Genomic DNA, 11,952 nt, shown 5'->3' with positions numbered 1-11,952 from the left:
GTTGATTACTGCAATCTAAACGTTACGGGGAGTGTATACTTTACTCTAACAACTTCTCCATTTTGTTTGCCTGAAATCCAGCGTGGCATAGAAAGGATAACGCGCTGAGCCTCTCTATCTAATGACGGATCAACTCCCCTAAACACCTTAACATCAGAAATAGAACCATCTTGCTCTACAATAAATGAGCATATTACACGCCCTTGAATTCCGTTAGTTCTAGCAGCTTCAGGGTATTGCTTTGATTTATCCAAATACTCGAAAAGAGCAGCAGAACCACCAGGGAACTGGGGCATCTCTTCTACTACATCGTACACCTTTGCTGCCTGATCTTTTTTCGCCAGTGCTATTAGTTCTACCTTGTCGACATTTTCTACAGGCACGTCAGTAATAGTAACATCATAATTATACGTACCCTTACCAATATATGTCACAATATATGTATGAATCGCCTCCAAAATATTGTTACCAAAGGTCAACTTGAACGACTTATCGTTTAATCGTTCGCACTTGAGAGGTATAATAAAATCATTCTTATGGTCTTCTTTTAATTGCTCGAGATATCTGTAGCCGATTTCGCTATATCCTGCGCTAATTTTGGGGCGAGCCACATCGAATGGTGGTAGTTTCAACTCATTCTTAACATAGTTATGAGCCTCATCATCCTCTTTATTGAAACCATATTTATTGTCATGATAATCTTGAATGTAGACATGGTTCTCTAGTTTCGCTATTATATCTTGGGTAACCATATACATGTCTTTAGCTTCATTACCAATTGGCATACCAACTCTGACAAGTTCACCACTGCGTGTAAAAACCATATAATAGGGCTGGGAACCATCAATCACCCCATCATCGCTAATCACCACCTTGTATTGTGGATGGCTCGTAAATGTACTATACGAAAACTTAATAGGATAAGAATCGTTGTGGGATATATGTTCTTCGGTATATATCCACTCCCACCCTTCTTGATTATCAAGCATAATCGGTTTAACCACATCTTTAGCGTGGATCGATATGGTAATTAGAAATGAGAAATAAAGGAATAGCCGTCTCATAATTTTGTTTTTACTTGGTGCAAAGATAGCGCATTAATTTGATCTTTGCAAATTTAGAAAGAAAAATTTGATCTAAACTATCAAAATTCGATCTAAACAGATCTAATTTGTTTCGTTGTGTCAGCTGGATCTTCTACCTTTGCGGCAAAAAATGAGTAATCCTGCTTTTATGTCTGTATGCATCGTGGGTGATAGGCGACAAATGAGCTCGCTGTATCAAAAGATGCTCAGACTACAGAATCGTAAGAAGTCATTGATTGAGAATGGTTTCTATTATCCTAAACGCTGGTTAGGCAACTTGGTGGCACGACTTGGAGGCGACTACAAAGAGGTGTATTGCCGTGGGACATGGGACGACCTCAGCCTCAATAGCAAAAGACTATATTTCTTCACAGAGTCAGCTTGGAATGCGCCATTCGAGATATTACGTCTCATCAAGAAAGTATATCCTGGACTTGAGATATATTTCTCAGCAGAAGGTGAAGGTTGGGACTTCTATCTAACGAACGATGCGGAAGGACGCTTCTTTACCAGCAAATTCGAACTTGATATGCCTCCAGAAAACGACTATTATGACACCATCGAAGAGGTGGCAGAACTCGTTGGCAATTATATCGGGCGCCGCATCGAGCCCAGCAAGGAGGCTGTTTACGCCGCTATCGAAGAATGGGATGATGAGAACGAAGATATCGAGGCATATATCAATCTGAAAGAATTTGAGGTAGTTAGCCTTGATGAGGTTTGAAAAATGAAGTTTTTCTTTCAATTGTTTGGAACGTATCAGAATAATTCTTATCTTTGCAGCGTCAAAAGATTACTTTTGACTATCCGGGTAAGTTTCCCGCGAGGGAGCAAGACTTGATCGACACTACTCCATTTTAAAAAGAGCTACTCTAATGAGTGGCTCTTTTAATATATCCTCTTATATCATATATTCTGGTTGATATCCATGGTGCAAAAGTACAAAATTTTTCGCACACCACAAAATATAATAACCATTTCTTTTGGTAGTGTTACAAATTCTTTTTATCTTTGCAGCGTCAGAATAGCAAAATTATACATTATTTTTTATTCAGACATTGTTCGCAGTGATGCGAGGAGGTTTACTAATTATGACAAAAAATTATAGAGGAATCAGCAGCGATGCTCATTCCTCTTTTTTATGTCTTCAGCAGCCATGAGGATTGGTGTCAATAACAGCGTATACCTCTCTTTCAAAAACAAAAAGAGAGGTGGAGCTTCGCAGCGGCACCTCTCTACAACTTATGCAACTAAATTTTATCATGTACGGAAAACTAACTACGTTTGCATGAACTTGATCTTGCGGCGATTGCCTGTGGGACGCACGGCGAAGTGGAGCCAGATGGCGCCGCTGGATGAGCGCTCTATCAGCAGCTCGTCGAAGGCTTCGCCACTCTCCTCGCTGATGTCGAGCAGGATGACGGCGTAGCGGATGAGCTGACGGATATCCTTCACCTTGATATCAGCCGCACAGCCTGACAGGTGATTGCTGGTGGCGACACCGCCTACGGCCTTGTTGACCTGGGGCGAGCGAAAGGCAGAGTTGATGATGATGGGGTCGTTGCCCCCGCCATAACGGCTGTTCCACTCACTGCGAAGCATCTCCAACCACCCGCAGAGGCGCTTCAGGTTAGCTACTTGTGCCTCGTTGGGCACGTTGTTTAACTTTACGTTCGTCTTACACATCTCTTCTATGATAAAGTGTGGCGATAACTGTACTTTTTCCATTTTTACTTTTTTACCTTTTTACTTTTTTACCTTTTCAAAAAAAGTTGCTGCGTGCTGCGTGCTAACACATGGCCTTACCTGTTTTCTGATAAACCGCCTTGGTAGTACCATTCTCGACATAGTCGCCCACTTTCTCCGCATAGTGATCCTTCACCAGACGGCTGATACGCGCTCTTGCCACATTAGCCTTGGCAATCGAAAAACACTGCATCATATCCTCAACCGAGAACTCATCAGGCAAACGGTTAAAACACTCCACAACCTTGCTGCTATGACGCACATTGGCTGCATAATCGCGCATCTGATCGTCGAAGTACTTCTCAGCCATAGCTAAGAAGTAATGGCGCTGACAGGCGTACTGGATGTTGACGATTAGCTCGACTAGTTTCCAATCCACCTCATCGGTTTCAAACTCGCCGCAGTAGTAGGCACCATCGTGATGCATCTGGTCCCAGTGACGCATCACAATAAACGGCGCGGCAAAGTTCAGTCCGTGGTAGGCACAACGCTTCAGCAGCATCTCCTCGGCTTTGCTGTTGTTCTCCTTGGCATCGGCCATGCGACGTGCCGTCCAGTCGTACAGCTCATCCACTATCTTCTCTACACTCAGCACCCCCTTCATACGGTCAAGCTTCTCGCCCCACTCCTTCAGACGCTTATCGCTCTCACAGTCGACCACACTCTCACGACTCATCATCTCAAAGTTGGTGGGTGGCAGGGGGATGCAGGTCAGTCGGGTGGCCAGTCCACTACCGAAGTTGCGCTCGTTAATCTTAGCCTTTAAGGCTAATGGCGTACCGGTATAGATAAAGTTCCAGGTTACGCAGAAGTTCTCGATTACCGAGTCCATGTTCGAGTAAGCCTGACCATCCTCCTCGTTATGGAAGGCCTTCAGCTCTAATGATTGTTTGTCGATCCACGAGCCGCCTTTCTGTATGGAGAGGGTGTTATCCAGTTCGGTGTCGAAGGTAAGCATATGCAACTGCATGGGCTCGCCATCCACCTCTTCTACCGCATTCACCATGTCCTGTATGAACTGGGCGTTACTGGTGCGGGCTGGGTGTACACGTACGACGACCTTAGGTTTCTTTGGTTTCTCCTTGTTGGCGCCTTTGGTCTTCATCTGCTCACGATAGGCGTTGATGGCATCCTTGCCAATGCGGTCGGCGGCTATAATCGGAGCTATCAGCAGCTTGTACAATCGGGTGGCAAAGCTCTTACCACTGGCAGGATCGCCAATCACCATCACCTCACAGTTCAGGCGTCGCAATTCCTCCGGACGATGATAGAAACGGTAGCGGCATCGCGTCATCAGCGTCATCATAAACCCGCCACTCACAAACAGGGCCGAGGCATACTGGTTGCGTTTCAACCCCTTGCACACATCGCGCAGTATCGGGAAGTCGTCGCTCAGCGCCTCGATCTCCTCGCCCCACGTCCATAGCTGCTGGGCCATGTTGTCGTTCTCCAGCTGCGAGGTAGTAGCCACTGCCTCTCGCAGTTTCTTGGGCATGTGCTCATGGTACTTGAAGTCCATCACCGAGCGCACCGTGCCAACCACATCCTCGCCCTCATTCGCCAGGTCCTGCACCCATGGTAGTGTCATCACCGCCTCGGTAATCCTGGTAGGGTTCTTACCAATTACGTAGCGCAGATGACTGGCCAGATCGACCAAGGTGTTGTGACGGTTGTTTGCCAGGTTTACGCCTTGCATCCACTTGTCGATAATCTCGCTCACAGGCATGCCGTTGAATTCTTCTTGCAGCGGACTACAGGACTTAAGGACTTTTTCAGTAGCAGAATCAGTCCTGATTTCCGTTGCTGAATGATCTCTCGTAGCCTGGCTATGACCGTCGCGATATAGAGCTGTATATCGCTCACTAAATGCCTGGTTCTCATAGGTAAACAGTTCTTTATCCAGATACAAAATGTCAGATTCTTTACATACAAAACTCATGCGACTGGCGTCCTTACAGCTCTCGTCGACCTCGACGCCCAACAGTTGCGCCATCTGGTGCTGGTTGTCGATGAGGTTACCCCACTCCAACCGGGCTTTAAAGACTATCTTCAGCCCCTTGCCGCTGGGGGTGATGTAGATAAGCACAATGCCCCAATCCCGCAGGGACTCTCCATTCCACTTCACAAACACCCCGCGAGGATCTTCGATGTGATCCACATCCATCACCACGAGTCCTGTTAGCCGGGTGGCAGCCTGTTTGCGCCAGGCGCCTTTTTTACCGGCCTTCGATGTCGTCTCGTCAAACGTGGCCTGGAAGATAAAGGCTGGCAATTTTCGCTTGAGTGCCGCATCGCCCGTTTTACGATATTGATCAATGTTCTCGTTCCACTTCCCTGCTCTGACGAGCGCCCAAAACCGGGCCTCGTCAACTGGCAATGTAGGATTACTAAAGTTTTTCTGGTAACAAAATCCCATAAATTAAAGTTTAAAGTTCAAATCTCAAAGTTCAATGTTAACAGAACTCTTTCAGTTCCATATCAATCAGCGCATTGTTGGCCTCTGCCACATGCTGGTTAAAAATGGCTATGGTTTGCGCTGTTCCCATATCCTGGGGTACACTCACTCGAAGGATGTTATTGCAAACACTCTGTTTCAGCCATCCCCATGGCAGTTTCTTAATCAGCTTAGGTTTAGGTCGTTTGTTATAGCCTGGCTGGTACTTGGCCATCTTGTAAGGTTTAAACGAGAGTTGGTGTGTATCGCTGTCGATAAACAGCGCACCCTCTATAGTCAGCCCTTTCTCCAGGCGGTTCATGACTTCAATGATATTCAAGATGTTAATAAATTTCTTTTTCATTCAGTTTTCTTTTTTAAGTTCCATTTTTATGTTTACCATCACCCCTGGGTTTCGGTTAATCGCTCCACGGTATAGGCAAAGGCGTCAAAGTCAAGCTGGTCGTCGTCATCGCCACGCTCCAACTGCTGTTCCCAGAATTTCACCATGTCGCGCATAAACGTATCGATGTCGATATCCAGTTTAAGCATGGCCAGTTTGTAATTGGCTATCAGCTTGCTCAGTGCATAGTTCATCGCCACCGCACAACCTATCGTAGGTCGCACCGATAGCATCGCCTGTTTCATCTCCTTGTAGATGCGGTCGCCCTCGGCAATATGCCGCATCGTTCTTCTATCATTCCTTTTCATCTTCAAAGTTCAAAGTTCAATGTTCAATGTTCAAAGTTTAATCAGTTGCTCTATCATCTCTCTCCCCTTCTCCGTCCATAGCAGTTTCACCTTGTACTTCAGCTGTCCGTGATACGAGATGTGGGGTTTACGATACTCCACGGCATAGCCCCCGTTGCGGTATTTGGGTGCCAGCAGGTAGCGCCGCCCCTTCTTCTGTAGAATATGTACATCACAGAGAAACGAGTTCATATCAGCGGCTGTCATGTGGTGTGCCTTTGCTATCTCGGAGATGGTGCAACACCCTGCGGTTATTCTGTTCTCGAAGGCCATCTTACTGGCAATAATCTGCTCTACCGCATTCAGCAGATCATCTTCGCATGTTACTGTTAGTTTCATTTTTTTAGGTTTAACGTCGCCTCCTTTAAGCGACCTTTTACTGGGTTGTTTGTTACGCTTCTTTTTCTCCATTTTTCTTCAGGCCTTCCTGAAGGTTCTTTGTATCAATAAGTCAAAGATCACTGTCGTTTTTTTCTTTTCGACGTTGCAAAGATAGGCATACTTTCTGGTGTAGCCAGCGCTTCAAAACGTAGCGTCCGAAACACAGTCCGAAACATCCTCAATAGTCCGACGAAGCGTCCGAAACGCTCAATTTCATCTTGGTATAGGCACTCAAAAATCGTTTTAGCACGTTTTTCCGGCGTAACACTTCAGCAGGTGTAGGATGATCGCTAAACGTCCAATCAGGGTATTTGCCAAAAGTGCGGGTCATACCATCGTACAGCGTATTACGCCCAGGCAGCTCATCTATACCAATCTCTCTTAAATAGGCCAGGAACTCCGATGGATAATAAAAAAAGCCCATATCCTTTATCACCCCCTCGTTAGCCCCCTTCATTATATAGGTATAGTCGCCAGGGCGCTTAAACACCTTATCATCTCGCAGTTGTCTGATAGCCATAGCCACGCATCGGTCCACCACACTACGTGCTTCAACCGCCATACTGCTACTCACCACCCTTACTGCAGGGCAAAGGCGCATCATCCCCATAAAAGGCTCGTAAGCCTCATTCTCAATCTCAATCAGAATCTGTATCATTCTTGCTTCACGTCTGCTAAACAGAATGGGCCCATACTTGTTTCAGGTTAGACATTTATTTATTATGGTTGGAAATCCGGGGGCAAATATAAGGTATTTCTGTGAATTTGCGGACATAAAAAAATGGGTATTAATGAGCGAAACCAGTTCAACCCAATAATACCCAGAATCGGTTATCTGAAATAAGTTCTTACTCAGTTATATCTTTCAGTATAGTAGAAAATGTTTCGTGGTATTTGTCGTATAGTTTATCGTTTGAAAAATGTTCTTTAAAGGGGTTGGTATAATCGTTGAATCGCGATTCCGACACTTTGTCTTTCAGGTATGGATAGCACTTTATCAATGCATCATAGGTTGGTCGAGCTATGATATTATGATCTTGAAGGAATCTGATTGGGCGCGAGATATTCTTCGAGCCCTTTAGTTTTCTAAGTACCCCATCCAGCAGTTCGATCACCAGCTCGGCATTGTTTATCAATACATAATCCCGCAACTCATCCGATTTGCGCATCTCCATCTGTTGGGCTTTTTGATGCAGGCATTTTCGCATCACGAAGTCGGTTTTCTTGATGCCATACCTCTTCTCAAGTGTACGTTCGGCATTCTGCGGGTCGTTAATCCCCGCCATCACCTTCGTTATCCTGCCCGTCTCCTCAGGCCTTGGAGCATAGGGCACCAGCTTCACCTTCCAGCCCACGGCCCCCAGGTCTCTGCAAAGCGAGTATTCAAGCACCTGCGCCACCTCGTCCTTCGCCCTTTTGCAGAGCCGGCAGTTTTCAATCGCGATAAGAGGCTCATCAGGCCCCATGTCGATCACCACATACACATACGGATGGTCGGCCTTGGTAATCACCTCAAAGTGGTCGCCAACATACTCCCTTATCCTGTTGTTAGCAGCCCTCACCACAAACAAATCGTTTTGGGGCGGCATAGCATACTCGTGATAATAGAGCAGTTGCTTTTGCATATGTGCCAGAATAAAAAATTTAATTTCACGGGAGTCTGCGTCGAGGATATCAACCAGTGCTCCCTTACCTTGTAATGAGGGCATCCCTCCAATGCCCAGTTCGCATCTGGCGAACCGGCATTTAAAATAGCTGAAGTTATACATATCTCGTTAGTATTAAAAAAACGCCCACAAAAATAGTACAAAATCGCGAATCCCGCAAATTTTGCACTACTTAATTATAATGTTTTCGTTATTACTTATAAATCCTATTCTTCTTTATTTGTGGCGAATTCGCCATAAATATCGAGTCGCGCTTTCGCTACCTCTAACGATTTCTGAATCTGATGCACCAGCACATGACGTGGAGGCAGTTCGGTAAGATATTTCGCTACTTTAATACCAGCTTTGTCGAGTTGAAGCAACTCAATTTGCTCCTCACTACCCTCTGTGCAGAGCAGCAATCCAAGTGGTGGCTCCTCGCCCGGTTCCATTTCGTTAGCCTCAAGCCAGCGCAGATAGAGCTCCATCTGGCCTTTGTACTCAGCCTTGAATCGGCCCTTCTTCAGGTCGATAGCAATCAGGCGATGCAAACGACGATGATAGAATAACAGATCAAGATAAAAGTCCTCGCCATCGATAATCATGCGCTTCTGACGGGCTACAAAACTAAAGCCATTGCCCAACTCGATGATGAACTGCTCTAAATGAGCCACCAAGCAATCCTCCAGACTCTTTTCGCTATAAAAGCCTTTAAGGCCTGTAAATTCCAGGAAATAAGGGCTTTTGAAAACCAAGTCGGGCGACATCACATTGTCATCACGCAATGCGGAAAGCTCTTTCTTGATAAACTCGTCAGGTTTGCCGCTGATAGCTGTACGTTCAAAGAGCATACTGTCTATCTTTGCCTGAAGGGTTCTTTTACTCCATCTTTCCGATGCTGCCATCGTCAGATAGAACTCACGTTGCATCTCATCCTTTAGTGGCATAACTTCCACAAAATGAGACCACCACAATTGTCGCGCCAGTGGTGCGACAATTTGAGAATCGGGAAAAAGCGTAGCAAATTGCATCATCCTACGAATACTTTTCTCATCAAATCCTTTCTGGCCAAATTCTTCTTGTAATTGTCGCGCCACTGTCGCGACAATTTGCTTTCCGTACTCAGCGCGCTGATTTCCAAGCACCTCACGATTAATGCGCTCGCCAATATGCCAGTACATCATGGTCTGGGCATAGTTGGCCGTAGCAGCTACCTGTCCACGCGCCTGCTCAATAATCTGACGCAAATCCTGTATCAGAGATTGTCCCGTCAGTGATGAGACTATTTGCTTTTTATCTTCGATTTCCTTCATTGCCTTATTTCAATTGTACAAGCAGTGCATAAAATTGTCATTGTGGTCTAATTATTAATTACCCTGCAAAGATAACATAAATCCTTGGTTCTGCCAAATTTTGCAAAGAAAAATCAAAATAAAATATTTATCGGGCCTGCAAACTCCATTAAAATGCATGCCAACATCATTAATTTTACGCCAAGACTTACTCTTTAAGGAGGGGAATCAATAGGTACTACCAAAAAGTCAAACATTTGTATCAAGTATGGCTCCGATAAAGATGCATGTAATGGTGGTGGATTCACAGCGCACGCCGCACGCCGCAACTTTTTGGTTTTGCGGTGGTGTGGGTGTGATGTCGGAGGTAGATGTTTTGATATTATAAAATATTATATATTATATATATATTATAATATATATATAATATATAATATTCTAAAGACAAGGTAATGCAAGGATATGTAAGTGTGGAATACGGAAAAGTTGCGGCGTGCGGCGTGCGGTGAGAAGGTGGTTCATGAGATGAAGGTGTACTTATTTGAGCAGAAAACGTAAATTTTGAGGCGGAAAAATTACGTTATTTAGGGCGTAAAGCATATGACCAAAATATTTTTGCTTTTTAATTAAAAAAGTAGCAAAAATATTTGGTAGTTTGATATTTTTTTTGTATCTTTGCAGAGGAATTAAGAAAGAGGAATAAGGCGCCTATATAACCATTTTAAAATCAAAACACAAAACATTATGGCAAAGATTTTCTATCTACTGAAACAGAACAACATCAAGAACTCAAAGATTTACGGTAAGTGGTTCGCCCGCGGAAAAACCATCGAAACACTCAACACCCGAAAGATGGCCAACCACATCGCGGAACACGGAAGCATCTACACCCCCGACGTGGTATTCGGCGTGCTGGAGAAATTCAGAAGCTGTCTGCTGGAGATGCTACTGGAGTCGAAGCGTGTGAAAATCGACGGGCTGGGCATCTTCTTCACCACCATCGAGAACGAGCCGGGCGGCGCTCTGAACAGAGAGGATTTCTCGCCAGCCAAAAACCTGAAAGCCCTGCACATCCGATTCCTACCCGACCAGGAGGCTGAGACGAACATCTCGAGCAGGGAGTTTATCAAGAGGGCTCAGTTTGTGAATGCCGAGACACTCGCAGGACAGCTGACCGAGGACGAGCCAAGTAACAGTGGCGGTTCTGCCAACCAGGGTGACAACAGCGGTGGTGGAAACACTGGCGGCGGCCAGGGCGGTAACACTGGTGGAAACGGCGGTGGCGGCGGTGAGCCTAACCCCGACGGAAGCACGGAAGATTAACCATTAAAAGTTCAAAGCTATGAGTAAGAAAGAAAGCATTAAGTTTATCGTGCAGCTGATTGCATCCATCGCAACGGCCATCGTAACGGCACTGGGAGCCACAAGCTGCGTAGGCGCTTGGTAAAAAAAATTCACCCTCAGGTTTCAAAAAGCGAAGCCTGAGGGTTATTTGTTCAACCGTCCCCAATGATTAGGGGTTAACGGGTAGGCCCTGTGCCTGGCGGATATGGGTATCGAGGATGTGGAAGCTTGGATCGACCATGGCGCCATGTCCGTGACCATCAATCTCGTACAGGTAGGTGTGCTTGTGGCCTACGAGCTTCATCATGCGGGCGAGGTACTGATTCTCGTCGAAACGGCCATAGAGCTCCAGCTCGCGATCGCCACAGATGAGCACCAATGGCGGACAGTCCTTACGCACCCAGTAGAGGGGCGCATACTGGTCGATAGTGGGCTGAAGGGCGTCGATGCCCTGCATCTTGCGCACATTATAGTGGGTGATGGCCTGACCACTGAAGGGGATATACTGCCACACGCTGTCGGCATCAATCTGATAATGCTTCAACCAGGCTTTGTTCAAACAGAGCATCATAGAGAGATAGCCGCCTGCCGAATGACCACTCACCACAATCTTACGGGGATCGCCACCATATTTCTTAACATTCTTAAATGCCCAGGCCACAGCTTCAGCAGCGTCGTCGATGGTTTTATCGACCGTAACCTTGGGCAACAGGCGATAATTGGCGCCTATCACCACATAACCTTTGTTTTTCAGGCGCTGGGGAATCTCTTTCTGACCGGCTTCCAGTCCACCGCCATGAAACCACACCACAACAGGGCAATCCTTCATGTTTTCGGGGTAATACACGTCTAATTTCAGTCTTTCCTTGGAATAAGCATCAGTTTTCGTAGTATAACTGATATTACTCTCGGTTTTGTAGTTCTGTGCGTAGCTGGCCATAGCGAGCATGAGCACGGCAGTTAATGCTTTAATTCTCATCATGAGTTTGTTAGTGTTTTGTATTTGTTAGAATTCTGAAAATGAAAAAGCCCCAGAGATGTGTATCTCCAGGGCTCTCGCTATAAAAAGACGGCGGCTTCCTACTCTCCCGCATTGCATTGCAGTACCATCGGCGCAGGTGGGCTTAACTTCTCTGTTCGGAATGGGAAGAGGTGGGACCCCACTGCAATAACCACCTGATATAGGTTATTGACATTGTCGACACAAGAAACCTCCGTAGAAGTTTGTTTCAGATACTAGATTACATCTGATAATATCAGCATGAAGCGAAAGA

Annotated in this window: 13 protein-coding genes and 1 rRNA gene; 3 read left to right on the top strand and 11 right to left on the bottom strand. The window is 45.8% G+C overall.

The window, feature by feature from the left end:
• Positions 1–5 precede the first annotated feature (5 nt).
• Positions 6–1,064: an energy transducer TonB gene (locus T491_RS17490; RefSeq protein WP_231480251.1), complete on the bottom strand. Its 1,059-nt coding sequence runs from the start codon at positions 1,062–1,064 to the stop codon at positions 6–8.
• A 151-nt stretch (positions 1,065–1,215) separates the two neighbouring features.
• On the opposite strand from T491_RS17490, the gene T491_RS0112600 reads away from it, so the two are divergent.
• Positions 1,216–1,809: a hypothetical protein gene (locus T491_RS0112600; protein WP_028904209.1), complete on the top strand. Its 594-nt coding sequence runs from the start codon at positions 1,216–1,218 to the stop codon at positions 1,807–1,809.
• A gap of 554 nt (positions 1,810–2,363) precedes the next feature.
• Here the strand turns inward: T491_RS0112600 and T491_RS16550 are convergent.
• The 8 genes from T491_RS16550 to T491_RS0112560 form a co-directional block, all read right to left on the bottom strand.
• On the bottom strand, positions 2,364–2,813 hold the full coding sequence (locus T491_RS16550) for a D-Ala-D-Ala carboxypeptidase family metallohydrolase (protein ID WP_051523153.1): 450 nt from the start codon (positions 2,811–2,813) through the stop codon (positions 2,364–2,366).
• A gap of 61 nt (positions 2,814–2,874) precedes the next feature.
• On the bottom strand, positions 2,875–5,247 hold the full coding sequence (locus T491_RS0112590; RefSeq protein WP_028904208.1) for a BT4734/BF3469 family protein: 2,373 nt from the start codon (positions 5,245–5,247) through the stop codon (positions 2,875–2,877).
• Between the two features lie 37 nt (positions 5,248–5,284).
• A complete protein-coding gene (locus T491_RS0112585; protein WP_028904207.1) occupies positions 5,285–5,629 on the bottom strand; it encodes a hypothetical protein in 345 nt (114 codons plus the stop codon).
• Positions 5,630–5,667: 38 nt separating this feature from the next.
• Positions 5,668–5,976 carry a hypothetical protein gene (locus T491_RS0112580; protein ID WP_155950136.1) on the bottom strand — a complete coding sequence of 103 codons (309 nt, stop codon included), beginning with the start codon at positions 5,974–5,976 and terminating at the stop codon, positions 5,668–5,670.
• A 30-nt stretch (positions 5,977–6,006) separates the two neighbouring features.
• Positions 6,007–6,354 (bottom strand): phage antirepressor KilAC domain-containing protein, encoded by a 348-nt coding sequence (locus T491_RS0112575; RefSeq protein ID WP_197018875.1) that lies wholly within the window; start codon positions 6,352–6,354, stop codon positions 6,007–6,009.
• Between the two features lie 220 nt (positions 6,355–6,574).
• On the bottom strand, positions 6,575–7,054 hold the full coding sequence (locus T491_RS0112570; RefSeq protein WP_028904204.1) for a hypothetical protein: 480 nt from the start codon (positions 7,052–7,054) through the stop codon (positions 6,575–6,577).
• A 190-nt stretch (positions 7,055–7,244) separates the two neighbouring features.
• A complete protein-coding gene (locus T491_RS0112565) occupies positions 7,245–8,021 on the bottom strand; it encodes a hypothetical protein (protein ID WP_155950135.1) in 777 nt (258 codons plus the stop codon).
• A 248-nt stretch (positions 8,022–8,269) separates the two neighbouring features.
• Positions 8,270–9,355 carry a YhcG family protein gene (locus T491_RS0112560; protein WP_051523152.1) on the bottom strand — a complete coding sequence of 362 codons (1,086 nt, stop codon included), beginning with the start codon at positions 9,353–9,355 and terminating at the stop codon, positions 8,270–8,272.
• A gap of 723 nt (positions 9,356–10,078) precedes the next feature.
• On the opposite strand from T491_RS0112560, the gene T491_RS17205 reads away from it, so the two are divergent.
• Positions 10,079–10,657, top strand: a complete 579-nt coding sequence (locus T491_RS17205; protein ID WP_051523151.1) for a hypothetical protein — start codon at positions 10,079–10,081, stop codon at positions 10,655–10,657.
• Between the two features lie 19 nt (positions 10,658–10,676).
• Positions 10,677–10,781, top strand: a complete 105-nt coding sequence (locus tag T491_RS17715) for a smalltalk protein (RefSeq protein WP_155950134.1) — start codon at positions 10,677–10,679, stop codon at positions 10,779–10,781.
• 66 nt (positions 10,782–10,847) lie between these two features.
• On the opposite strand, the gene T491_RS0112550 is transcribed toward T491_RS17715, so the two are convergent.
• Both T491_RS0112550 and rrf read right to left on the bottom strand, forming a co-directional pair.
• Positions 10,848–11,657, bottom strand: a complete 810-nt coding sequence (locus T491_RS0112550; RefSeq protein ID WP_231480254.1) for an alpha/beta hydrolase — start codon at positions 11,655–11,657, stop codon at positions 10,848–10,850.
• 88 nt (positions 11,658–11,745) lie between these two features.
• A 5S ribosomal RNA gene (gene rrf / locus T491_RS0112545) occupies positions 11,746–11,858 on the bottom strand.
• Positions 11,859–11,952 lie beyond the last annotated feature (94 nt).

Origin of the sequence: Prevotella sp. P6B4 (assembly GCF_000619985.1) — a bacterium.
GTDB lineage: Bacteria > Bacteroidota > Bacteroidia > Bacteroidales > Bacteroidaceae > Prevotella.
The sequence above is the reverse complement of the archived record's forward strand: the minus strand, read 5'-3'. Positions and strand labels throughout refer to the sequence as shown.